Raw genomic sequence first — 23,811 nt, forward strand, 5'->3', positions numbered from 1 at the left:
ACTGATTAACGCTCTTTTGTTTGGCTAACTTTGTCGGCTTCACTGCGCTACACCTCGCCGTACTGAAGTACTGTCTCGGTGTTGCTCGCTTGCCTTCGCGTTATCCTGCCAAAATAACGTTACTAAATTAGTTCGTAATGAATTAACTGTTGTTCACTCTTCAAGACTTTAAAACGTATTTTTTTGTGATACGGTCTTGTGAGTGCCCACACAGATTGTCTGATTAATTGTTAAAGAGCAGGCTGACATAAAAATTAATATTCTCGGTCAGCCGGGCTGCGTATACTACGCTTTTCGCCCGCAGAGTCAAGCGCTTATTCGCTTTTTCTCTGCCCGACCTCACAATGTTTATCAGCGTTGTGTCGGTCAGTGGTGGCGCATTATAGGGAGTTCTTTGACGCTGGCAAGTATTTATTGAAAAAAAAATGGTCGTTCGTGGTTTTTTTCAACAAAACACTGATAAAAAGAACAAATCAGTTATTTTTCACTCACTATTTTAAGGAAATCATCAGTAAAGCGATCGACTTGCTGCCAATCGGTATATTCAATCTCTTTAGTTGTATCAGTTTCCCCACCAGTCATCTTCATAATCATTTTCACCATTATCCGATCTAACCAATGATAACGAGGATAAAGTAATGCGCCAGCAAAAACACCACACAAATCTGGCTTCCACGGGGTATTAAACAGAAATTTACGAACATACACATTCGTTTCCGGTGTACGTTTCTCTGGCTTCCTTGCCGTCAGATTTACACCAAAAAATGCGGTTGGCATTTTATTAAGTTGTTGTTGATGACAGATTGCAAATTTTTTCAGTGCCGAACTAAAATGACCATATCTGATCGAAGCTCCAATCATAACCTTGTCATAAGATTCCAAATTGATTGTTTTTACTGTTGCCAAATCTCTAAGATCGCATATCTCTCCCGTTCTGCGTAGATTTTCAGCAATGCGGGTAATAATTTTCTTAGTCTGCCCATCACGACTGGAATAAAGTAACAAATAATTCATATCTATATCCCTCTCCCAACAAACTATTCACGCCAGAAGGTTGGTGTAAATAAAACTAATAAAGTGAATACTTCCAAACGACCAAACAACATCGTTATAACTAATATCCATTTGGCTGCCGGATTCATTGCAGTAAAATTATCCGCAACAACACCCAACCCAGGCCCTAGATTATTTAGTGTAGCGGCTATTGCAGAAAACGCAGAAAGCTCATCTACACCTGTTGCGATAAGTAATAACAAACTGATGATAAATACCAAAGCATAAGCAGAGAAGAATCCCCATACAGCTTCAATAATCCTTTCAGGTAATGCTCTTCGCCCTAGCTTGAGGGTATAAACCGCATTTGGATGAACCAATCTCTTCAATTCACGGGAACCTTGCAGGAACAGCAACAAGATACGAATCACCTTCAATCCTCCCCCCGTCGAACCCGCACAACCACCAATAAATGCGGAACACAACAGCAATATTGGCAAAAACGATGGCCAACGAGCAAAACTATCTGTGCTGAACCCTGCGGTTGTCGCCATTGAAACAACCTGGAAAAAAGCTTGGTTTAGTGTCTCTATCCCCGACTTATAAACAGAGTGATGCCATAAGATTAGAGTGCAAATAATGACCAGCACTAATTGAATGGAGATAAACATGCGGAATTCAGGGTCCCGCCAATATACTGTCAGGCTACGTCCCGTTAATACCGCGAAGTGCAAACCAAAGTTACAACCAGAAATCAGCAGAAAAATCGCAATAATGGTATTTATCGCGGGGCTATTGAAATAACCAATGCTTGCGTCATGTGTAGAAAATCCACCAATTGCGATAGTTGAAAAACTGTGAGAAATGGCATCAAAAACTGACATCCCCGCAGCCCATAATGCTAAAGCGCAAGCGATTGTCAGTAACACATAAATCAACCATAAAGTTTTTGCCGTTTCAGCAATTCGCGGGCGCATTTTATTATCTTTCAAAGGGCCAGGCATTTCAGCCCGATAGAGTTGCATTCCCCCAACTCCAAGTAGAGGCAGAATTGCAACCGCCAGCACAATAATCCCCATACCGCCTAACCATTGCAGCATCTGCCGGTAGAAAAGAATCGCTTTAGGCAAGGAATCAAGCCCAATCAGTGTCGTAGCACCCGTTGTTGTTAAACCGGAGAAAGATTCAAAAAATGCGTCTGTAATAGAAAGATTTGGCTGTTCAGAAAAGATGAAAGGTAAAGCCCCGACACTACCAAGTACTATCCAAAATAAAGCAACGATAAGAAACCCTTCCCGGGGCTTTAATTCATGTTTTTGCTCCCGATTTGGTATCCAAAGCATCAAACCGATAATTAAGGCAAAAATAAATGTCTGACTGAATGCACGCCCAGCGCCATCACGATAGATAAGTGCTACCAATCCAGGAATTATCATGGTGACAGAGAAAAGAATGACAAGCAGCCCAATAATACGGGTTATGGCACGAAAATGCATTCGGCTGGTTCCTTAGAAATCCAGTTGCAGGGAATATTTACAGATCAGGTGTTAAATGCAATACACCACGACTTAGATCACGTAATTTATCACCGACTTCCCCCACTAAGGTAGTTGGAAGTGAAATTCGCAAAGTAACATTCTCTGCATACTCACTGGAAATAATTTGCCCCGATGATTTCTGTAATAACTGTTCAATCATAGAGATATGGGCATATTCACACTGCAAAGAACAGAGTTTCTGTGGAACCTTATATTTTGTTTCCAGCAATTTCAGCGCCTGTTGGACACCACTTCCATATGCCCTTACTAACCCACCGGTACCTAACTTTATTCCACCAAAATAACGGACAACCACCGCAGTTATTTCACCAATATTATTTCCCATAAGCTGGGATAACATCGGCTTACCAGCGGTCCCTGAAGGCTCTCCATCATCTGAAAAACCCAGCTGCTGTGAATCATCCGGCGCACCAGCAACAAATGCCCAGCAGTGATGGCGAGCATCAGGGTACTGAGCTTTGATTTGCTGGATAAACTCCTTGGCCTCATCCACCCCGCAAGTATGCTCCAGCAAGGTAATAAAACGACTTTTTTTAATCTCTTCAGTAAAACTCACTGAAGCTGCGGGTATCAAATAAGGCTTCATTATGGCAATTGAAGATCCCTAGTCATGTTTTCCACTTTATTTTCATGGATCACAATGTTGTCTTCGATACGAATACCACCGAAAGGTTTAAACATCCCAATTTTATTCCAGTCAAAATATTTGCTGAACTCACTTTCACGCCAAGGTGCAAGCAGCGATTCAATGAAATAAAGGCCGGGCTCAATAGTCATCACCATGCGGGGTTCCAGAATACGGGTGCAACGCAGATAAGGATACATATCCGGAGCTGCTAAATGTGTACCTGTATCATCCTGCATAAACCCTGCCGTATCATGAACTTGTAGCCCAAGAGGATGACCAATGCCATGTGGAAAGAATGGCGTTGTCAGCCCTTTTTCAACCATGACTTCTTCACTGACCTCTTTCACGATACCATATTTTTTCAACAACTTAGCAATCCGATGATGCATCTGAATATGATATTCGGTGTAGCGAACCCCTGCTTTAATTGTACCAATTAACGCTTTCTGTTCAGCATCCATGTCTTTAATTAGAGAGGCAAATTCATTATTACTTTTTGCTGAATAAGTGCGAGTAATATCGGCTGCATAACCATTATATTCAGCACCGGCATCAATCAGGAAACTCCGTATCTCCGAAGGTGCGTTGTGCTGCAATACAGTGTAATGCAAAACGGCTGCATTCTCATTCATGGCAATAATATTGTCATAAGGCACATCTGTATCACGATGACCTGTTGCCATAAGATAAGAGATATTAATATCAAATTCACTCATCCCAGCCTGAAATGCTTCATAAGCTGCCAGGTGTCCAACAATAGCCGTTTTTTGTGCTTCACGCATACAGGCCAGTTCATAATCTGTTTTATATGAACGATAAAAATGTAAATAATCAAGAACGGCCTTTGGATTAATATTGTGTTCGGAGAAACCAATCTCTTTTGCTCTTTGTGGCGAACAACCGATATAAGCAACATTCTGTTTCACATAAGTACTTAACGCTGAATTGATATCTCCAGCATTTGCCAGATGAATCATTTCAACTTCTTTAGTCCAGTAGCTGGTCGGTAGCGGTTCTACGCTATGCCAATAATCTACCGGTGAGTAAAACCATAATTTAGGCTTATTAATACCATCTACCCACAACCAGCAATTAGGCACTTTAGTTACTGGAACCCAAGCTTTGAAGTGAGCGTTAACTTTGAAAGGATAGTCTCTATCATCAAGAAAAATACGCTGTAACTCACCTGAGTGAATAAGCAAAGCATCAAATTGATTACGGGCCAATGCTTCACAGGTGCGTTGCTGCAATGTAGAGATATGTTCGTGGTACAGAGATGCCAACTTTTCCATTTCAATTGACCTTTTTTTATTTTATGGCTAAACCATTAGCTTATCACAGCCATTGATATTTGCAGGTATCATGCAAAAACCCTCTCAAGTTATCGGCTCCCGCTAACACCTTATTTATCAAAATATAAAAACAATTATTGCCAATGAGATACAAATCTCACTTGTGATCACCCTTGCAAAAAACTAATCACTCATTTGCATTTACTTAACATAATACCCACAATCAAACCCATCTGGTCATACCAGATGGTATGCGCTCATTTAGGAGAACGACATGCTCTATCAAAGTGAAACAATTCAAGTAAGCTGGCTGAAAGATGGCATTGCTGAACTGGTTTTCAATGCCTCAGCCGCAATTAATAAACTAGATACTAAAACCGTTGCCTCTCTCGATAAGGCTGTTGCCAGCCTGGAACAACAAACGGGACTGAAAGGCGTTTTATTACGTTCTGAAAAAACTGCATTTATTGTTGGCGCAGATATTACTGAATTCCTCTCTTTATTCGATTCACCTGTAGAAAAGCTGCAAGAATGGCTTAACTTTTCAAATAGCATTTTTAACCGGATAGAAGATTTACCTGTACCAACCATTTCAGCAATAAACGGTTATGCTCTTGGTGGTGGTTGTGAATGTGTTCTGTCTACAGATTTCCGTGTAGCTTCCCCAGATGCGCGCATTGGGCTGCCAGAAACCAAACTTGGCATTATGCCTGGTTTTGGTGGATCAGTTCGCCTTCCGCGCCTGATCGGGACTGATAATGCACTGGATATCATTGCCGCAGGTAAAGACATTGGTACAGAAGAAGCATTGAAAAATGGCTTGATTGATGCCGTTGTTCCCAAAGAAAAACTGGTTGATTCCGCAGTATCAATGCTGGAACAAGCAATTGCAGGGAACCTTGACTGGAAAGCCGCACGCCAGCCGAAATTAGAGCCTTTGAAACTCAATGAAATTGAACGAGGCATGAGTTTTAGTGTGGCAAAAGGTATGGTGATGAAAGTCGCTGGGCCTCATTATCCAGCGCCTATTACCGCAGTTAAATCCATAGAAAAAGCCGCTACATTTGGTCGTGATGAAGCACTGAAAATAGAAACCGCCAACTTCATTCCTTTAGCACAGACAAATGTTGCCCGTGCTTTAGTAGGTATTTTTCTTAATGACCAGTATGTAAAAGGACTGGCTAAAAAACATCTGAAAGAAGTCGTAACACCTGAGTATGCCGCAGTTCTAGGCGCAGGAATTATGGGGGGCGGCATAGCCTATCAATCTGCCCGCAAAGGGATTCCTGTCATGATGAAAGACATCAGTCAGCAAGCCCTTGAATTAGGTATGAATGAAGCTGCGAAACTTCTAAACAAGCAGTTTGAACGTGGCCGCCTGGATGCCATAAAAATGGCAAGAACCCTCTCTTCTATTCAACCGACCTTAAATTATGCCGGTATCGAACAGGCTCAAATCGTGGTTGAAGCCGTCGTAGAGAATCCAAAAATCAAAGCAGCTGTACTATCAGAAACTGAAACTCTGGTTAATGAAGATTGTGTCCTAGCATCCAACACATCAACAATTCCAATCTCAGAATTAGCCAAATCCCTGAAACGCCCGGAAAATTTCTGTGGTATGCATTTCTTCAACCCAGTACACCGCATGCCGTTGGTTGAAGTGATTCGCGGTGAAAAAACGTCTGAAAAGACAATTTCAACCGTAGTCGCTTATGCCAGCAAAATGGGTAAAACTCCGATCGTCGTTAACGACTGTCCAGGGTTCTTTGTAAACCGGGTACTGCTTCCTTATCTCCTTGGCTTCGGTCTGCTATTGCGTGATGGTGGTGATTTCCGCCAAATAGACAAAATCATGGAGAAAGAGTTTGGCTGGCCAATGGGTCCTGCTTATCTCATTGATGTTATTGGTCTTGATACTGCACATCATGCTCAATCAGTCATGGCCCAAGGGTTCCCAGATCGTATGCAGCGCGACTATAAAGATGCCATTGACACTTTATACGACAATCAACGTTACGGGCAGAAAAACGGTCTTGGTTTCTATAAGTACACTCAAGATAAGAAAGGTAAGCCTAAAAAAGAGCAGGATGAGCAAACAGACCAATTGCTGGCGACTATCTGCCAACAGAAGAGTAATTTCTCCAGTGAAGAGATCATTGCTCGTACTATGATCCCGATGATCAACGAAGTTGTCCGCTGTTTGGAAGAAGGTGTCATTGCCAGCCCGGCAGAAGCAGATATGGCTCTGGTTTATGGCCTTGGTTTCCCTCCATTCCACGGTGGTGTTTTCCGTTATCTGGAAACAATGGGAACAACAGCTTACGTAAAAATGGCTGAAAATTATGCTCACCTCGGTGCTCTTTATCAGGTACCGCCTGGTCTGAAAGCTAAAGCTGAACGTAATGAAAGTTACTATCCTACAGCAGCAACGATTGCTGTCAGCACCGGAAAAACAGCGTGAGGTCTGGAAACATGGAAAATGTAGTCATTATTGATGGCATCCGCACCCCAATGGGGCGCTCAAAAGGTGGTGCATTCCGTCAGGTCCGGGCTGAAGATCTCTCCGCTCACCTGATGAAAGAACTATTTAAACGTAATCCGGCAATACAGAAACATGAAATCGATGACATCTACTGGGGCTGTGTCCAGCAAACTCTAGAGCAAGGTTTCAACATTGCCCGAAATGCAGCTTTACTGGCTGATATCCCTCACTCTGTACCAGCCGTAACGGTTAACCGACTATGCGGTTCATCAATGCAAGCGCTGCATGATGGCGCTCGTATGATCATGACCGGAGAAGCTAATGTTACATTGATTGGTGGTGTAGAGCATATGGGCCATGTTCCGATGACTCATGGCGTGGATTTCCACCCTAAAATGAGTCTGAGCGTCGCCAAAGCCGCAGGAGTCATGGGTTTAACCGCTGAAATGTTGGCAAAGATTCACCATATCAGCCGTGAAATGCAAGATGAATTTGCACTCCGTTCACACCAACGTGCAACGCAAGCAACGCAATCAGGCGCATTCTCCAATGAGCTATCAGCAATTTATGGTCACGATGCCGATGGCATATTGAAGCTATTTGATTATGATGAGGTGATCCGCTCGGATGCTAATCTGAAAGATCTAGCCGCACTGCGTCCTGTATTCGATCCAATAACAGGTTCAGTCACAGCAGGCAGCTCTTCTGCTTTATCCGATGGTGCGTCTGCAATGTTGATAACCAGTGAAAGTTATGCCAAGAATCTGGGGCTGAAACCTCGTGCCCGTATCCGTTCTATGGCAGCTGTTGGTTGCGATCCTTCCATTATGGGATATGGCCCGGTCCCTGCTACACAAATGGCGCTCAAGAAAGCAGGTTTAGAACTGGGTGACATCGGCGTGATTGAACTAAACGAAGCATTTGCCGCTCAGTCACTTGCCTGCCTGAAAGGTCTGAATTTGCTGGATAGTATGGATGACAAAGTTAACCTGAATGGTGGCGCAATTGCTCTCGGTCATCCTTTAGGCTGCTCAGGCGCTCGCATCACAACAACGTTGTTGAACTTAATGGAACGCCGCGATGTTCAGTTTGGCCTGGCAACCATGTGTATCGGTTTAGGCCAAGGTATCGCCACCATTATAGAAAGAATGGATTAAGCACTTATCTATACCTAATAGATTTCGAGTTGCAGCGCGGCGGCAAGTGAACGAATCCCCAGGAGCATAGATAACTATGTGACTGGGGTGAGTGAAAGCAGCCAACAAAGCAGCAGCTTGAAAGATAAAGGGTATATAAGAATTATTATAACTGAGTCGTTGTTGCCGTAATTCCCGCCTGTCAGGGGCGGGTTTTTTTTATTATTATTTTAAATGAATTCAAAAGCATCACCATACATGTTGTCAGCAGAAGCATCACGCTCGCCACAAAAGCGTTCACGAGCAATTTTTGCCATTTCAAATCGCCCTGCAATGTAAATATCATAATTGGTCAAACTACCAAAATCTTCTAGTACTGCTTTAAGCACTGTTCCTGTACGTCCACACCAACCATTCTCTGACTGTTCAACAACTGGAATAACCTTCAAATTAGGATAGCGCTCTGTAAGTAACTGTAATTCAGCAAGATCATATAAATGTTGTGATTCTCTGCCCCCCCAATACATAGAGATCTGGCGTCCAGGTTGTTCTTCCAACGCTGTCAGCAATATAGAACGGGTGTAAGAAAACCCCGTGCCGCCTGCAATTAATAACAGCGGATTAGCACTGCTTTGACGGAACCAGGCTTTACCATGAGGGATATCAATATTGATCACTTTCTGATCCAGAATTCTATCCATCACAGCCATTGCATACAAATTTAGTTCAGAAGCACCAATATGTAATTCAATAAACTCCTTTTCTGAAGGCGTTGATGCCATTGAAAACGGACGTTTATCTCTCTCACTCATTACCACCATCAGATACTGACCGGCGCGGAATGAGAACGGAGAATCGGGAAGTAACCGTACCCGATAAACCGTATCAGTAATAGCCTCTACAGAGGTTACTTTACAGCTCAGTGTTGTCATGCGTTCCCTCTTATGGTCCTAAAATACCTAATTCATCCCAGATTTTGTCGACGCGGGTACGCACTTCTTCACTCATCACAATAGGGCGTCCCCATTCTCTCTGCGTCTCTCCCGGCCATTTATTCGTTGCATCCATTCCCATTTTCGAACCTAATCCTGAAACTGGCGACGCAAAATCGAGATAATCTATCGGAGTATTCTCCATTAACACTGTATCTCTTGCCGGGTCCATTCGCGTAGTGATTGCCCAAATCACATCGTTCCAGTCTCTAGCATTAATATCATCATCACAAACAATAACAAACTTCGTATACATAAATTGCCGTAGATACGACCAAACCCCCATCATGACCCGCTTGGCATGACCCGGATATTGTTTCTTCATAGTCACGACGGCGAGACGATAGGAACAACCTTCAGGAGGCAGATAAAAATCGACAATTTCAGGAAACTGTTTTTGTAAAATCGGTACCAGCACTTCATTCAATGCAACCCCTAACACAGCAGGTTCATCTGGCGGGCGACCAGTATAAGTCGAATGATAAATAGCATCATGACGCTGAGTAATATGTGTCACAGTGAACACCGGGAACATATCGACTTCATTATAATAGCCCGTATGATCACCATATGGCCCTTCTGGAGCTAACTCGCCAGGCTCAATATACCCTTCCAATACGATCTCAGCACTTGCTGGTACTTCCAAGTTACTTGAAAGACATTTCACAACTTCTGTTTTATATCCTCTTAATAACCCAGCAAATGCATATTCCGATAATGTGTCAGGAACTGGCGTCACAGCCCCCAATATTGTCGCAGGATCAGCACCCAAGGCAACAGCCGCTGGGAAACGTTCTCCTGGATGTGCCTGACACCATTCCTGAAAATCAAGCGCACCACCACGATGAGATAACCAGCGCATAATGAGCTTATTTTTACCCAGTACTTGCTGGCGATAGATACCAAGATTTTGCCGCTCTTTATTCGGGCCACGAGTTACTGTCAGCCCCCAAGTAATCAATGGTGCAGCGTCCTCTGGCCAACAGTGCATGATAGGAATACGAGTTAAATCTACATCATCACCAACCGAAACATGTTCCTGACAAGGCGCAGTATTAAGCCGTTTAGTTGGCATATTAAGGACTTGCTTAAATTTCGGTAACTTATCTAGTAAATCACGAAAACCTTTCGGAGGATCGGGTTCTTTCAAAAAAGCTAGCAGCTTACCTACATCATGCAAAGCTTTAACATCTTTCTGCCCCATCCCCATAGCAACACGTTCAGCAGTACCGAACAAATTACACAATACAGGCATCGAATAACCTTTGGGATTTTCAAACAACAAGGCAGGCCCACCAGCGCGAAGGGTACGATCTGCAATCTCAGTCATCTCCAAATAAGGATCAACTTCAAAGCTGATGCGTTTCAACTCACCTTTATGCTCCAATAAGGTTAGAAAATCTCTTAAGTCACGGTATTTCATACTATTCATTTATGCCGGGTTTTAAGGGGGAAAACATTATAAGCCATCCCACTCAGCTTTTTTGTGTTTTTTTCAGAAGACTACAAATTAAACCAATAACTTACTAAAAAGCAACGGGTTTAATTCAACCTTGCGACCTCAAAGTCAAATACAACGAAATGGCCCCCAATAAATTAATATTTGAGCATCAAGTTACTCAGAAAAATATTTACCGTATTGGAACATCTCGATGTCTCCACTCTCACCACAGAAATAACGCCACACTATCTCTACCTCTGGATTCATCGCACAAAATTCAGCCAATTGCTTACCACGGATTTCCCAATGATGACTAAATAGCTATCAAATTTTGCAATTATTCAATAGAAATACTGATATCTTTCTTTTATTAATATTGACAGAACAAATAACAACCAATTTTATATTAATTACTTTATCCGCCACTTACCAAGATATTATTCATCGCTTTTTTACTGAAAAACATCGGACACGCCATTACAATAAATATGTATCATTAAACAATTATCACTAAGATAATGCCTGTAATGCCCTTTTCTATTTTGCTATGCTTAATAGTCATTGGATCAAGGTTAAATAAAGATGGAAAACTGGTACCTCATCTACTGTAAACGTGGGCAAATTTTACGAGCAATAGAAAATCTGGAACGACAGGATGTTGCTTGCCTGACTCCTACCGCGAGAATTGAAAAAATAACCCGTGGTAAACGTACTGTGAATATAGAGCCACTTTTTCCTAATTATCTGTTTGTTCAGTTTGATCCTGAAGTTATTCATACTACAACGATCAATTCAACACGCGGCGTTAGCCATTTTGTCCGTTTTGGCGTGCATCCTGCTATCGTACCGGAAACGCTGATTAAAGACATCGTCTCCGCAACTGAGCAAGAATATGTATCACCAGATACACCTGTGGCTGGTGATACCGTATTAATCACCGAAGGAATTTTTGAAGGATTGCAAGCTATCTACAATGAACCAGATGGAGAAACCCGTTCTATTCTGTTACTTAATATTCTAAATAAACAATTACCTAAGGCGCTTAATAATAAACAGTTTGTGAAAATTTAACCAAACAAAAAACGGGCAAAACTTACATTCTGCCCGTTTTGATCAAACCTTAGTATTTCTATTTATTTAACTGTTGAGCAACTCGTTTTGCAAAATAGGTCAGTACGCCATCTGCTCCTGCGCGCTTGAAGCATAACAGAGACTCTATAATGACTTCTTCCTGTAACCAACCATTCTGAATAGCAGCCATATGCATAGCATATTCGCCAGATACTTGATAAGCAAAGGTCGGTACACCGAATGTGTCTTTTACCCTACGGATAACATCCAAGTAAGGCATGCCCGGTTTTACCATTACCGTATCAGCGCCTTCCTGCAAATCCTGAGCAATCTCCTGCAATGCTTCATCACTATTCGCAGGGTCCATCTGATAGGTTTTTTTATTGCCCCCTTTCAGATTACGATTTGAACCGATTGCATCACGGAATGGGCCATAATAACTAGAAGCATACTTTGCCGAGTAAGCCATAATTTGAGTATTTACATGTCCTTCCGCTTCAAACAATTCACGGATTGCACCAATACGCCCATCCATCATATCGCTCGGGGCAATAATCTCTGCACCTGCCTCTGCATGTGACAATGCCTGTTTGACCAAGATCTCTTTGGTTATATCATTCATCACATAACCATCCTGATCGATGATCCCATCCTGACCATGTGTCGTGAATGGATCTAATGCCACATCAGTTAGCAACCCTAATTCAGGAACGGCATCTTTTAACGCACGAACCGTACGCTGAATCAACCCATCAGGGTTATAAGCTTCTTCCGCACCCAAAGATTTTTTATCTGCTTCAATAACAGGGAACAAAGACAATACAGGAATCCCCAATCGAGCAATCTCTTCAGCCTCTTTTAGCAAAAGATCCATCGTCAGACGATACACACCGGGCATAGAAGGCACTTCTTGACGACGATTAGTGCCTTCCATCACAAATACAGGATAAATTAAATCATTTACAGTTAATTGGTTTTCAGCAACCAGACGGCGGGAAAAATCATGACAGCGCAACCGGCGCATACGTCGACCAGGGAAAGTTCCTGGAAATGCATAGCTCATATAGCTCTCCTAACGCAAACCCAGCGCACTCGCGCTGGGTTAATTTATATGCTATCGCTTCGTGATAATTATCTTAGCACTACAGAACAACATGTTAAGATTACTATTATCACTTTTCTGCATTCGCTTCCGACGCATCCCGCTCATCTTCCGCTGAACGATCCCCCAATTTCCGCTGTCTGGTATAAAAACGGGAGAGCAAAATTCCCAGTTCAAACAGCAGATACATAGGAATAGCCAGCAAGGTTTGCGAGAAAACATCCGGCGGCGTTAACAACATGCCAACAACAAAAGCACCAACCAAAATATACGGGCGCTTTTTCTTCAAAGATTCGGGGGTAACTACCCCACTCCAGCATAATAAAATAATGGCAACAGGGACTTCAAAAGAGACGCCAAAAGCCATAAACAGTGCCATGACAAAGCTTAAGTAGTTGCTGATATCCGTTGCAATCAGCACCCCTTCCGGCGCCGTTTTAGCAAAGAATCCAAAAGCAATCGGAAATACAACAAAATAAGCAAACGCCATCCCTAAATAAAACAACAGGCTACTGGAAACAAGCAGAGGGATCATCAAACGGCGTTCATGTTTATATAACGCAGGTGCAATAAATGCCCATACCTGATAGAGAACCATAGGCGCAGATACGAATATCGACACCATAATGGTCAGTTTTATTGGCGTAAAAAAGGGAGAAGCAACATCTGTCGCTATCATACTGGCGCCTTGAGGCAACTGCTTAATCAAAGGTGCAGAGATCATCTGATAGATGTCGTTAGAAAAATAAACCAATGCTAAAAAAACCACTAATACAGTAAGTAAACTGTTTAGAATTCGCTTACGCAATTCAATAAGGTGACTGATAAGTGGTTGGGTATCATCAACAGCCATGTTTTAGTGTTCACCATTAACTTAATCAGAAGTTTTTTTCTTCGTTGCAGAAACCGCTTGATCACCCACTGGAGCAGAAGGCTCAGATGAAGCCACAACCTGAGACGCTGTCGGCTTTTGTGCTACCTCATTTATTTCTGATGCTTTCATACTCCCCGCATCAGGTTCATTTTGGTATGCTTTTTTCAAAGACTCAGCAGCTTCTTTTAGCTCATCCATTGAAGCTTTCAGTTCCGGGGATAAATTCTGCAACCCCGCTTCTTCTTGAACTTTTTTCAGGCTTTCCTGGAGCTCCTGCAATTTCAGCTCTTGGGCCAGCTCATTTTGGACGTTAGCAGCTAAAGAACGCAGCGCCCTAATCCAACCAGCAACTGTTTTTACTGCTACTGGCAGCCGTTCTGGCCCCAAAACCACCAAGCCAATGACCATAACCAGCAGCAGCTCACTAAAACCAATGTCAAACACGGTTTATACCTGCTCTTTGTTTTTGCTCTCAGATGTTTCAGACTGAGCTACGGATTGTTTTTCAGTAATGTTTTTAGTCTCAAAATCGGCATCACTACTGGTTTTTTGAGCCTGTTGAGGCTGATTATCATCCCCTATCGCCTTTTTAAAACCTTTAATAGATGCCCCAAGATCAGAACCTAAAGTACGGAGTTTATTCGTGCCGAACAGCAGCACCACAATGACTGCAATGATAAGTAATTGCCAAATGCTTATACCGCCCATTCTGATTTACCTCTATTTAACAGGAATTATTTCAATAGCTCATTATACATACGACGAGCTATAACCGACCTTCAAAAAAACTTGTCTTAAAACAAATTTTACTAAATTTTACTCAGCCGACACCAGCCAAACAACCACGAAACGGTACCCGCACCTATAAACAACCAAGGAATATTTGCCAAACCAGACAACAAAAACAAGCTTCCGCAGAGAAACAATATTGCACCAACACCCAGTAAATACTGCGACTGCCGCTGTTTTATCTGTTGCCCTTTTAAATGATCTGACAGCTTCTCGATACTCACCTGCAAATGTTTATGCTGCTGAAGACTGTCATACACTAATTCAGGTAGTTCTGGCAACTTTTCTGCCCAATAAGGCGCCTTTTCTTTTAACGCTCGGATAACAGCAGGCAATCCAACCTGGCTATGCAACCACTCCTCCAAAAACGGTTTTGCTGTTTTCCACAAATCAAGCTGTGGATAGAGCTGCCGTCCTAAGCCTTCTACATACAAAAGCGTTTTTTGTAGAAGCACTAACTGAGGCTGCACTGCCATATTAAAACGACGTGCAGTATTAAACAGATTCAGAAGTACATGACCAAATGAAATTTCAGCAAGCGGCTTCTCAAATATTGGCTCACAAACCGTACGGATTGCAAACTCAAAATCTTCAACATTGGTATCACTAGGAACCCAGCCTGAATCCACATGAAGTTCAGCAACTTTCCGGTAATCACGATTAAAGAAAGCAATAAAATTCTCAGCCAAATAACGTTTGTCATCTTTATTAAGAGAACCAACAATACCGTAATCAATACCAATATAAAACGGGTCTTCAGGATGCTCATAGCTGACAAAAATATTTCCCGGATGCATATCCGCATGGAAGAAGCTATCGCGAAAAACCTGCGTAAAAAAGACCTGTACTCCCCGTTCAGCCAGCAATTTCATATTGGTATTCTGCGCTTCTAATGCTTCAATATCAGAAACAGGGATACCATAAACTCGCTCCATCACCAGAACATTTTCACGGCAATAATCAGCATAAATTTCCGGTACATAAAGCGTTGAACTATTTTCAAAATTACGACGGAGTTGGATTGCATTAGCCGCTTCACGCAGCAAATTCAGTTCATCAATTAACGTCTTCTCATATTCCCGCACAACTTCACGAGGACGTAAACGGCGTCCATCGGGTAATAACATCGGTACCCAATTAGCCAGACGATACATTAACCGGATATCCGCTTTGATAATCGGCAGAATATCAGGGCGAATGACTTTGATAACGATTTCCTGTCCATTCTCTTTTAACCGAGCAGTATGGACCTGAGCGATTGAAGCAGAGGCCAGAGCAATAGGTTCAAAATCATCAAACCAGGTTTCCAGTGGTCCCCCTAAAGCAGTTTCAATATATTGGCGCGCCAGAGCACCATCAAAAGAGGCCACTCGGTCTTGCAACAATGCCAATTGATCCGCTATTGCTGGAGGAAACAGATCACGCCGCGTTGAAAGCATCTGTCCAAATTTAATCCAAACAGGTCCTAATTCCTGTAAAGCAAGCCGCAGTCTCTCTCCAAGTGATTTATCTTTATGTCTATTCGGGACCCAGAACAATAAATAACGCCCAAAACGAAGAGGCCAAGTTAAGCGAATCCGAGGAATTAGTTCATCCAATCCGTAAGAAAGAAAAACCCGTATGATAAAATAAAGGCGCCTTAATTCACCTGGAGTCATATTTTCCCTCTAATACTGCCAATCGTTGTTCTATTTGCTCGATATCTTTGGTCAACATGCTAACTTCTTCACTGAAATAAGCCACTTCAAGCTGATTTGGGGCTAGTTTCCATTCTTCCGTTAACGCTTCCGCCAGATAATTTTTCTGGCATTCCATTGAACCGGAAACAAACTGAAACCCTTTTTTAAGGACTTGACTAATACCTTCGGCAGCGATATCCCCGAAATAAGGAGAAAGATAATGGGCCAAATCCCATTCAACCATATCTAACAAAGCAGACCATTGCTGAACAACCTGCATATCCCCTTCAATAACCATTTCACCGCTATTGAGCAATTTGGAAATTTGTTGACGATCCCGTAACTTAAGCAAAGCAGAAAAGTGAGTTTTAACCGTGCAATCGGCAGATTCGCCCCATTGGCTTAATACGTCTACCTGTTTCTCACTGAACACCAATGTCAGCGGTGTATTCATTTCTTTCAATTCGATCGACAAAACTTTGTCTACCAGCCGCATACGGGCTGGCCTCAACACAGGTTCACGGTACAACAGGTAATTCAATGATGTTTCCATCACTGCGGTTAAAACCGGCGTAAGTGTGGAATTAATAGCTGTACTCAGTGATGGTCTTTCCATCTCAGAATTTAAAACCTCTGTGTAGTGCAACAATGCCGCCAGTCATATTGGTATAAGTCACCTGCTCAAAACCAGCCTCTTCCATCATCGTTTTAAGCGTTTCCTGATCAGGATGCATACGGATGGATTCCGCCAGATAACGATAACTGTCAGCATCCTGCACAAAAACCTGACCAATTTTTGGCAGCACATGGAAAGAATAAGTATCATACGCTTTGCTTAACGGAGTGAACAAAGGTTTAGAAAATTCAAGTACCAATAAACGTCCACCCGGCTTCAACACCCGAAACATAGAACGCAGGGCTTTTTCTTTTTCGGTAACATTGCGCAAACCAAAAGAGATAGTGATGCAATTAAAATAGTTATCAGGGAAAGGCAGCGCTTCCGCATTGGCCTGCACATAGCTGACATTACCAACAACACCAGCATCGCGTAATTTCTCACGCCCAACCTTCAGCATAGATTCATTGATATCAGCGAGAACAACTTCACCTTTTTCACCAACTATGCGAGAAAATTTGGCGGTCAGATCTCCAGTACCACCAGCTAAATCAAGTATCCTCTGACCTCGGCGCACACCACTGGCATCAATAGCCACACGCTTCCAGATACGATGGATGCCAAACGACATTAAATCATTCATTAAATCGTATTTTGCCGCAACAGAATGAAACACTTCAGCCACCATGCCTGCTTTTGCATCCTTTGCTACAGTACGGAAACCAAAATGTGTGGTTTGTTTCGTTTGGTCTACCATGTCATTTGCCCATTTTTTATTCAAAGCGTTATAAAAAGTGTATCAGCCTTTCAGATAAAACCCCATCCTAGTATTAATCATTAGCACAGAATGGTTGGCTGGCCTTATCAACCAGTTCAGGATCTATCGGACGTTTTACCTCAACACCCAAATTACGAAAACTCTCTGCCTGACTTATCAGGTTGCCACGCCCCTCCGTCAGCTTTTTCATTGCCTGTCGGTAATTAAGTTGGGCCTTATCCAAGCTTTGCCCCAAACCTTGCATATCCTCGACAAACAAGCGCATTTTATCGTACATACGAGCGGCCTTATCTGCGATTAAACGCGCATTCTGGCTTTGATACTCATAGCGCCACAAGTTATTAATAGTACGTACAGCAACTAACAATGTTGATGGACTCACTAGCATAATATTGTGTCTAAGTGCTTCATCAAGCAGCTCAGGCGCCCTGTTAAGCGCAACCAGATAAGCGGGTTCAACCGGAATAAACATCAATACATAGTCCAACGATTTCAGCCCTGGCAACTGTTGGTAATCTTTGCGGCTCAAACCACGAATATGACCTTTAATTGAGTCGATATGCTCTTGAAGGGCTAACTCCTGCTGATGCCGATCCCCACTATTGAAATAACGCTCATAAGCGACCAGCGACATTTTGGCATCAATGACCACATCTTTCCCTTGCGGCAAATGAACAATAACATCGGGTTGGAAACGGCGGTTACCCTCTACCTTGATATTTACCTGAGTACAAAACTCATGCCCTTCTCGTAAACCAGAGGCTTCCAGAATACGGGATAACACGACTTCTCCCCAATCTCCCTGAATTTTATTATTACCTTTGAGGGCATTTGTCAGATTGATGGCTTCCTGCGCCATCTGGACATTCAATTGCTGTAAGCTACGGATTTCATGTGCAAGAGTGTGACGTTCACGGGCTTCCTGACCAAAACTCTCCTGAACTTGCCGGTGTAGGCCATTAAGCTGTTCACGAAATGGCGCTAAAAGAGTATTGAGGCTCTGCCGATTTTGTTCATCAGTACGGCGCCCCGTTTGTTCAAAAATACGATTAGCCAAATTCTCAAATTGAGTATTCAAACGTAGTTCACTGTTGATCAGCAACCGCTGTTTCTCTTCAGCCGCGAGACGACTCTCTTCCAGACGTGTCGTCACTTCCCGCAGTTCAGATTCTTGCACGCTATTAACTTCTCTCTGAGTCCGCAATTCCTGGTTCAATTGTTCACACTCAGCCCGCCAATAAGCGGATTGTTCCAGTTTCTCATTGGCAACGGCAAGCTGGCTGTCCAATTGCCGTAATTCCATCTCTTGCTGTTGAATACGTTGATGAACGGAGAACCAAACGAGAATACCACCGCCCAACAGGCCGCCAAGTGTACCTATCAACGTATATAACAACTGGATACCCACCGGTACTTCCTCTATCCCATGCTTTGACCAGATAAACTAAATTGTCACTGTATAGATGTCCAGAATGATTTATACAGATGGTTCAGTCTGCGAAGCCGCTCCCAATTAACTCACCCATTGCACTAACCATTGCAAACCAAACGCGCCTGGGGCTAATACGCCAAAAGACCAGATAAGTGCCGAACAGATGTTAGCTATCTGGAAATAACGCAATGGCATGGCACAAATACCCGCGACTAATGGCACAATTGCCCGGAATGGCCCAAAGAATCGACCAAAGAAAATGCTCCAAATACCCCAACGTTCAAAGAAATGGTGCACTCGTGTCAGTAGTTGTGGTTTACGAGAAATCGGCCAAATTTTACCAACATCACCCTTAAAATAGGCGCCAACAATATAAGATACCCAATCGCCCAAAAAAGCTCCTACTGCGGCTGCCAACCAAATTGGCCAGAAATTAAGACCACTTTCACCTATTAATGCCCCTAATCCAAGCAATATGATTGTTGCAGGTAATAGCAAGGAGAAAAAAGCCAGAGATTCACCAAAAGCGAGTAAGAAAACAATCGGCATGATCCAGGTATCATGAGCTTTAACAAAAGCGATTACCAGATCAACTATTTCATGAAGACTCAAATTCATATTCCTGTATTGATTAATACCACATTCAATTTAGCCATTTCTGTATTAACCAGAATTAAACCAACTTTTTATTCAAGGAAATAACCTTGTAATTTCTTACGAGCAGCACAATCAAGGCCAAGATCTTTTTCCAGCCATATATCTACACTGCCATAATGTTGGTTAATACTGTTTAATGCCGTCATTAAAAACTCTTCTCTCACAGAATAAACATAAGCGAATTTATCAACCACATCATCACTCATGGTTTTCGCATGCTCATTTAATAAATATTCACGGTAAGGAGCCAGAGTAGAGTGAGTCACTAAATAATCTTCCATTACCGTATTCAAATCAGCCCCCAGAGCAAATAATACCAAAGCAGAACCTACACCGGTTCTGTCTTTACCTACCGCGCAATGCTGGACTATCCCACCTTTTTCCGGTTGTTGCAGTAATTTAACTAATGTCTTATAGGCTGAATTTTTCAGAGGCAGTAATTCATAAAGACGAAACATAAATGTCTGCGGATCAAATTGTTCCAACACCTCTGATGTCAATTTTTCCAGATTCGCATTCACTTCATCAGATAATGGATTGGCCGGAGCATGATGATAATTAGCGCCATTCCATACCAAATCGGGCTTATCTGCTATCTCACTAGTATCACGATAATCTATGATTTGAAAGAGATTTTTATTTACCAGGAGAGATTGGTCTTTTTCTGTTAAGCGATCCAGAGAGCCAGAACGGAAAAGCAAACCTGATTTGATTTTTCCACCACTCGCTACTTTTTTACCGCCTAAATCACGAAAATTAATCCCGCCATTGAGGGGAAGCACTGATGGATGCAATAAAGATGTTGTGATCATGATGATGTTTAATCAGTTGTTAGGTATTAAAACATTAACAGATTTCTCTTTAAAATAAGAGTGAGCCGGAATATTCCGGCCCCAGAAGTATGATTTACAACAAACGGCGAGCCGCTTCTACTACAATACCCAACGCGTTACTTTCTGTTTTTTCAAGTAATTCAACATTAGGAATCTCCTGCTGAGTACGGTTAACAATAACGCCAGCGACCATACCCGCACGCAGCCCTTGGCTTGCACACATTGTTAATAACGTTGCCGATTCCATTTCATAATTCATGACCCCCATCGCCTGCCATTCAGCCATTGAACCTTTGAAACGGCTCACAACCCGGCCAGAATAGGTATCGTAACGCTCCTGACCGGGATAAAAAGTATCGGAAGAGGCCGTTACCCCCACATGTACCGTTGCCCCCAAATCTTTTGCTGCTTCGTACAAAGCAGTCGTACATTCAAAATCGGCAACCGCCGGGAATTCCATCGGAGCAAAATGCAAGCTGGCGCCATCCAAACGAACAGCAGCAGTAGTGACCAACACGTCACCAACATTGATATTTTCCTGAATTGCGCCTGTTGTGCCGATACGTAAAAAAGTACGCACACCCAATTGCGCTAATTCTTCAACAGCGATAGAGGTTGATGGACCACCGATACCCGTAGAGCACACAATGACAGCTTTACCATCAATTTCTGCCCGCCATGACGTAAATTCACGTAAGGAAGCAAGATGAACTGGGTTATCCATCAATCTTGCGATTTTTTCCACACGTTTCGGATCACCCGGAACAATAGCTAAAGTTGCGCCTTGCAGGTCGCTTTTGATCAGACCTAAGTGAAATACATCAGACATATCAGACTCCTCAGCAAGAAGAATTTATAATGAAATTAGTTGAAATTTACTGTATTGAGCATTTAGACATCTTTTAGTGATAAATGTCACTTCAAAGTAATATAAAAAAGAAAAACATACATTATTTTGTGATATAAATCACAAAAACCATAAAACGAGCAAAAAACAGGGCGTTTTCTTCCATCCATAAACTAACTTGAATAAGTTCATATTATGGAAAAAACCATCCATTATTTAATTATATTTATATTTCAAACATACCGAGAAAAATATATCACGGATTATCTCATCGCAATATTTTCTCCCTAAGAGTTAATAAGGGCTAATATCCACCCCATCACAAAGAAAAATTTATCGTTTCACAGCCAGGTCATAAAAAAATATTTCCAATAAACTATCAACTTAACCAAATATAAATCACCGTCGTTATTAAAACATTCTCCTAACATTTATAAACCAACAACGCAATAAATTGAACTATTCCTAAAATAACTTTTTCTTATGATGAACATATTAAAAAATTAACTGTATTTTACTTTTATAACTAATAAATAATTTTTCTTGCTTATTTACCAACATATTACAATTATATTTTCAACAAAAATAAAACAATTACCAAATATAAATATCACAGTTATCTTTTTATAGGATGCATATTGTTTAGATATATACCCTATAGATTTCAAGGTGCATCGCGACGGCAAGGGAGCGAATCCCCGGGAGCATAGATAACTATGTGACTGGGGTGAGTGAATGCAGCCAACAAAGAGGCAACTTGAAAGATAACGGGAATATTAGACTCTTTCCTCCATATAAGGGCACTATCTATGACGACCCAAAAAACAGTTTTAATTACCGGTTTCGAACCTTTCGACAAAGAAAAAATTAATCCATCGTGGGAAGCCGCTAAGCAATTACAAGGACGAGAATTATGTGGAGCCCGTGTTGAAGCGCGTCAGCTCCCATGTGTGTTCGACGTCTCTCTGGCTTGCCTGTATGCTGCTATTGATGATGTACAGCCTGATCTGGTCATTGCCGTAGGACAGGCAGGCGGCAGACCAAATATTACCGTGGAACGCGTGGCAATTAATATTAATGATGCTAGCATTCCTGATAATCAAGGCAATCAGCCTATCAATACCCCCATAGTCGCAACAGGCCCTGCCGCCTACTTCGCTACGTTACCGATCAATGCGATAGTCAAAGGTTTGCATGATGCTGGAGTCCCTGCCTCCATTTCACAAACCGCAGGCACCTTCGTCTGTAACCACGTCATGTATGGCTTGTTGCATCATTTAGCATGCACCCATCCTGAGATACGCGGTGGATTCATCCATATTCCTTATCTGCCGGAACAAGCAGTTCGGTATTCAGGTACTCCGAGTATGGCCCTGGAAACAGTTATAACCGCGCTGGAAATTGCTATCGATGAAGCATTAAAAAACAGTGAAGATATCGCCATTAATGGAGGCACAACGCATTAATTTGACATTCTGCTTGCGAGACTGAAAGCTTTTCTCTGAGAAAATGACAGGCACAGAAAATATGATCTACTGATAATATCCATCAACCAGTAAAGATAATCCTCTCTGTGCCTGAACAATATCCATATGTAAATATCAAGTATCTGATACTTTATTAAATTATTTATCAGTATACTATTTACATGGGTTACTTTATAATTTAGACTGTTATTATATTAAAATTTAGCTTATTCCACAAAATCGATCATACCGTATGAGAATATAAATCATCTTTAGTTATGAAATTAGATATATTTTCCAAATCTATCGATAAAATTATCTCACCCAGTATCCCACGATTAATATCAGACTCATCTATTTTTGTTATTTTTATTTCTGAAAGATGACCATTCATCTCTTTAAAATATTTATCCTCATGATTTTGAGTTCTGATTACCCTCCGTTTTGAATATAGATCATATTTATAAACCTCTGTGTTAATTTCTTCTGGAAAATACATTTGACCAACAAAAGCAAAGTGCTCTTTATCAGTTATATCTGTGCTCACCTTTCTGATGGCAATATGAATATGAGTCGCTCTACCCGCATAAAACCCAGGATAAATAGTCGTAAAATTAACTATCCCATTCTTATCAGATGGTTGAGCTCCTCTTAGAAAATTTTTATCATCGGTTCTATTGCTAGAACCTATTCCATCAACATTAGGTTCTATATCAGGACTGATATAACTCCAACCAGAATATTTTCCCCGACTATTACAATGCCAGATATCAACAAATAAACTCTCAACCGGTTTACATGTTTTTTTATCCATAACAGTAATTTTCAATAAAAAAGGTATTCCTAATTCTGAATCGGTAATATCCCTTCTTACAATTTTGTCATTGCGGAAATACGGCCCTGATATCTGCTCTGGCGCAAGCGTACATACGCCTATTCCAATTTGTGGGGATAACTTTGCTTCCGCACGAGCCAAACTCATCGGGGCAAGTGCAGCAGTCGCCGTAATAGCAGCGCTACTTTTTAAAAAATTTCTTCGAGAGCTACTTTTCTTACCTTGCAACTTATTAACATCCATATAATCCTCTCTTTAATTATTAAGTTTCTATTACAATGCTTCCATCTTGTTACTACCAGGGTTATT

At 41.9% G+C, this 23,811-nt stretch carries 22 protein-coding genes; 4 read left to right on the top strand and 18 right to left on the bottom strand.

Annotation, left to right across the window (positions count from 1 at the left end; translation table 11 throughout):
• Positions 1 to 477: 477 nt before the first annotated feature.
• From hemG to pepQ, 4 genes are read right to left on the bottom strand one after another with little or no spacing between them, the layout of a single operon-like run.
• Entirely contained in the window at positions 478 to 1,014 is a 537-nt protein-coding gene (gene hemG / locus OO184_RS19605) for a menaquinone-dependent protoporphyrinogen IX dehydrogenase (RefSeq protein ID WP_265380629.1), read from the bottom strand.
• Between the two features lie 23 nt (positions 1,015 to 1,037).
• Positions 1,038 to 2,489, bottom strand: coding sequence for a Trk system potassium transporter TrkH (gene trkH / locus OO184_RS19610; RefSeq protein ID WP_265380630.1), 1,452 nt, complete (start codon positions 2,487 to 2,489; stop codon positions 1,038 to 1,040).
• 37 nt (positions 2,490 to 2,526) lie between these two features.
• A complete protein-coding gene (locus OO184_RS19615) occupies positions 2,527 to 3,138 on the bottom strand; it encodes an IMPACT family protein (protein WP_265380631.1) in 612 nt (203 codons plus the stop codon).
• Positions 3,138 to 4,472 carry a Xaa-Pro dipeptidase gene (gene pepQ / locus OO184_RS19620; RefSeq protein WP_265380632.1) on the bottom strand — a complete coding sequence of 445 codons (1,335 nt, stop codon included), beginning with the start codon at positions 4,470 to 4,472 and terminating at the stop codon, positions 3,138 to 3,140. The genes OO184_RS19615 and pepQ overlap by 1 nt, the downstream gene beginning before the upstream one ends.
• Before the next feature lie 274 nt (positions 4,473 to 4,746).
• Here pepQ and fadB point away from each other — a divergent pair, with 274 nt between their 5' ends.
• Positions 4,747 to 6,933: a fatty acid oxidation complex subunit alpha FadB gene (gene fadB / locus OO184_RS19625; RefSeq protein ID WP_265380633.1), complete on the top strand. Its 2,187-nt coding sequence runs from the start codon at positions 4,747 to 4,749 to the stop codon at positions 6,931 to 6,933.
• 11 nt (positions 6,934 to 6,944) lie between these two features.
• Positions 6,945 to 8,111, top strand: coding sequence for an acetyl-CoA C-acyltransferase FadA (fadA, locus tag OO184_RS19630; protein ID WP_265380634.1), 1,167 nt, complete (start codon positions 6,945 to 6,947; stop codon positions 8,109 to 8,111).
• 209 nt (positions 8,112 to 8,320) lie between these two features.
• Here fadA and fre read toward each other — a convergent pair whose 3' ends face one another.
• Together fre and ubiD are read right to left on the bottom strand one after the other, a co-directional pair.
• The gene (gene fre / locus OO184_RS19635) at positions 8,321 to 9,022 is read right to left on the bottom strand and encodes an NAD(P)H-flavin reductase (protein ID WP_265380635.1); all 702 of its coding nucleotides are present in this window, start codon (positions 9,020 to 9,022) and stop codon (positions 8,321 to 8,323) included.
• 10 nt (positions 9,023 to 9,032) lie between these two features.
• Positions 9,033 to 10,505, bottom strand: a complete 1,473-nt coding sequence (gene ubiD, locus OO184_RS19640; RefSeq protein WP_265380653.1) for a 4-hydroxy-3-polyprenylbenzoate decarboxylase — start codon at positions 10,503 to 10,505, stop codon at positions 9,033 to 9,035.
• Positions 10,506 to 11,105: 600 nt separating this feature from the next.
• Between ubiD and rfaH the strand changes: the two genes are divergently transcribed.
• Complete coding sequence (rfaH, locus tag OO184_RS19645; RefSeq protein WP_265380636.1) at positions 11,106 to 11,594, top strand: transcription/translation regulatory transformer protein RfaH; 489 nt, start codon at positions 11,106 to 11,108, stop codon at positions 11,592 to 11,594.
• Between the two features lie 58 nt (positions 11,595 to 11,652).
• On the opposite strand, the gene hemB is transcribed toward rfaH, so the two are convergent.
• The 11 genes from hemB to udp form a co-directional block, all read right to left on the bottom strand.
• Positions 11,653 to 12,657, bottom strand: a complete 1,005-nt coding sequence (gene hemB, locus OO184_RS19650) for a porphobilinogen synthase (protein ID WP_265380637.1) — start codon at positions 12,655 to 12,657, stop codon at positions 11,653 to 11,655.
• 109 nt (positions 12,658 to 12,766) lie between these two features.
• Positions 12,767 to 13,549: a Sec-independent protein translocase subunit TatC gene (tatC, locus tag OO184_RS19655; protein WP_265380638.1), complete on the bottom strand. Its 783-nt coding sequence runs from the start codon at positions 13,547 to 13,549 to the stop codon at positions 12,767 to 12,769.
• 21 nt (positions 13,550 to 13,570) lie between these two features.
• Positions 13,571 to 14,014 (bottom strand): Sec-independent protein translocase protein TatB, encoded by a 444-nt coding sequence (gene tatB, locus OO184_RS19660; RefSeq protein WP_265380639.1) that lies wholly within the window; start codon positions 14,012 to 14,014, stop codon positions 13,571 to 13,573.
• Between the two features lie 3 nt (positions 14,015 to 14,017).
• A complete protein-coding gene (gene tatA / locus OO184_RS19665; protein ID WP_011148500.1) occupies positions 14,018 to 14,278 on the bottom strand; it encodes a Sec-independent protein translocase subunit TatA in 261 nt (86 codons plus the stop codon).
• A 101-nt stretch (positions 14,279 to 14,379) separates the two neighbouring features.
• A complete protein-coding gene (gene ubiB, locus OO184_RS19670) occupies positions 14,380 to 16,017 on the bottom strand; it encodes a ubiquinone biosynthesis regulatory protein kinase UbiB (protein ID WP_265380640.1) in 1,638 nt (545 codons plus the stop codon).
• Positions 16,004 to 16,654 carry a ubiquinone biosynthesis protein UbiJ gene (gene ubiJ, locus OO184_RS19675; protein ID WP_265380641.1) on the bottom strand — a complete coding sequence of 217 codons (651 nt, stop codon included), beginning with the start codon at positions 16,652 to 16,654 and terminating at the stop codon, positions 16,004 to 16,006. Before ubiJ ends, ubiB begins: the two co-directional genes overlap by 14 nt.
• 1 nt (position 16,655) lies before the next feature.
• Positions 16,656 to 17,411: a bifunctional demethylmenaquinone methyltransferase/2-methoxy-6-polyprenyl-1,4-benzoquinol methylase UbiE gene (gene ubiE, locus OO184_RS19680; protein WP_265380642.1), complete on the bottom strand. Its 756-nt coding sequence runs from the start codon at positions 17,409 to 17,411 to the stop codon at positions 16,656 to 16,658.
• A gap of 73 nt (positions 17,412 to 17,484) precedes the next feature.
• The gene (gene rmuC / locus OO184_RS19685) at positions 17,485 to 18,780 is read right to left on the bottom strand and encodes a DNA recombination protein RmuC (protein WP_376712591.1); all 1,296 of its coding nucleotides are present in this window, start codon (positions 18,778 to 18,780) and stop codon (positions 17,485 to 17,487) included.
• A gap of 165 nt (positions 18,781 to 18,945) precedes the next feature.
• A complete protein-coding gene (locus tag OO184_RS19690; protein WP_376712590.1) occupies positions 18,946 to 19,482 on the bottom strand; it encodes a DedA family protein in 537 nt (178 codons plus the stop codon).
• Between the two features lie 68 nt (positions 19,483 to 19,550).
• Positions 19,551 to 20,333, bottom strand: coding sequence for a tyrosine-protein phosphatase (locus tag OO184_RS19695; RefSeq protein WP_265380644.1), 783 nt, complete (start codon positions 20,331 to 20,333; stop codon positions 19,551 to 19,553).
• A 94-nt stretch (positions 20,334 to 20,427) separates the two neighbouring features.
• Positions 20,428 to 21,183: a uridine phosphorylase gene (gene udp, locus OO184_RS19700; protein ID WP_265380645.1), complete on the bottom strand. Its 756-nt coding sequence runs from the start codon at positions 21,181 to 21,183 to the stop codon at positions 20,428 to 20,430.
• 827 nt (positions 21,184 to 22,010) lie between these two features.
• On the opposite strand from udp, the gene pcp reads away from it, so the two are divergent.
• Positions 22,011 to 22,667: a pyroglutamyl-peptidase I gene (gene pcp / locus OO184_RS19705; RefSeq protein ID WP_265380646.1), complete on the top strand. Its 657-nt coding sequence runs from the start codon at positions 22,011 to 22,013 to the stop codon at positions 22,665 to 22,667.
• 244 nt (positions 22,668 to 22,911) lie between these two features.
• Here pcp and OO184_RS19710 read toward each other — a convergent pair whose 3' ends face one another.
• Positions 22,912 to 23,745 (bottom strand): intradiol ring-cleavage dioxygenase, encoded by an 834-nt coding sequence (locus OO184_RS19710; protein WP_265380647.1) that lies wholly within the window; start codon positions 23,743 to 23,745, stop codon positions 22,912 to 22,914.
• Between the last annotated feature and the right edge of the window lie 66 nt (positions 23,746 to 23,811).

The sequence above is a fragment of the Photorhabdus aballayi genome (genome assembly GCF_026153155.1).
Classification (GTDB): Bacteria; Pseudomonadota; Gammaproteobacteria; order Enterobacterales; family Enterobacteriaceae; genus Photorhabdus; species Photorhabdus luminescens.

Bases quoted from the DNA above. Each gene is read 5' to 3' on its own strand.
- tatC (WP_265380638.1), bottom strand. From the start codon at position 13,549: ATGGCTGTTGATGATACCCAACCACTTATCAGTCACCTTATTGAATTG.
- udp (WP_265380645.1), bottom strand. From the start codon at position 21,183: ATGTCTGATGTATTTCACTTAGGTCTGATCAAAAGCGACCTGCAAGGC.
- OO184_RS19690 (WP_376712590.1), bottom strand. From the start codon at position 19,482: ATGAATTTGAGTCTTCATGAAATAGTTGATCTGGTAATCGCTTTTGTT.
- fre (WP_265380635.1), bottom strand. From the start codon at position 9,022: ATGACAACACTGAGCTGTAAAGTAACCTCTGTAGAGGCTATTACTGAT.
- ubiB (WP_265380640.1), bottom strand. From the start codon at position 16,017: ATGACTCCAGGTGAATTAAGGCGCCTTTATTTTATCATACGGGTTTTT.
- fadA (WP_265380634.1), top strand. From the start codon at position 6,945: ATGGAAAATGTAGTCATTATTGATGGCATCCGCACCCCAATGGGGCGC.
- OO184_RS19695 (WP_265380644.1), bottom strand. From the start codon at position 20,333: ATGATCACAACATCTTTATTGCATCCATCAGTGCTTCCCCTCAATGGC.
- trkH (WP_265380630.1), bottom strand. From the start codon at position 2,489: ATGCATTTTCGTGCCATAACCCGTATTATTGGGCTGCTTGTCATTCTT.
- ubiD (WP_265380653.1), bottom strand. From the start codon at position 10,505: ATGAAATACCGTGACTTAAGAGATTTTCTAACCTTATTGGAGCATAAA.
- fadB (WP_265380633.1), top strand. From the start codon at position 4,747: ATGCTCTATCAAAGTGAAACAATTCAAGTAAGCTGGCTGAAAGATGGC.
- OO184_RS19615 (WP_265380631.1), bottom strand. From the start codon at position 3,138: ATGAAGCCTTATTTGATACCCGCAGCTTCAGTGAGTTTTACTGAAGAG.
- pcp (WP_265380646.1), top strand. From the start codon at position 22,011: ATGACGACCCAAAAAACAGTTTTAATTACCGGTTTCGAACCTTTCGAC.
- rfaH (WP_265380636.1), top strand. From the start codon at position 11,106: ATGGAAAACTGGTACCTCATCTACTGTAAACGTGGGCAAATTTTACGA.
- ubiJ (WP_265380641.1), bottom strand. From the start codon at position 16,654: ATGGAAAGACCATCACTGAGTACAGCTATTAATTCCACACTTACGCCG.
- OO184_RS19710 (WP_265380647.1), bottom strand. From the start codon at position 23,745: ATGGATGTTAATAAGTTGCAAGGTAAGAAAAGTAGCTCTCGAAGAAAT.
- hemG (WP_265380629.1), bottom strand. From the start codon at position 1,014: ATGAATTATTTGTTACTTTATTCCAGTCGTGATGGGCAGACTAAGAAA.
- pepQ (WP_265380632.1), bottom strand. From the start codon at position 4,472: ATGGAAAAGTTGGCATCTCTGTACCACGAACATATCTCTACATTGCAG.
- hemB (WP_265380637.1), bottom strand. From the start codon at position 12,657: ATGAGCTATGCATTTCCAGGAACTTTCCCTGGTCGACGTATGCGCCGG.
- ubiE (WP_265380642.1), bottom strand. From the start codon at position 17,411: ATGGTAGACCAAACGAAACAAACCACACATTTTGGTTTCCGTACTGTA.
- tatA (WP_011148500.1), bottom strand. From the start codon at position 14,278: ATGGGCGGTATAAGCATTTGGCAATTACTTATCATTGCAGTCATTGTG.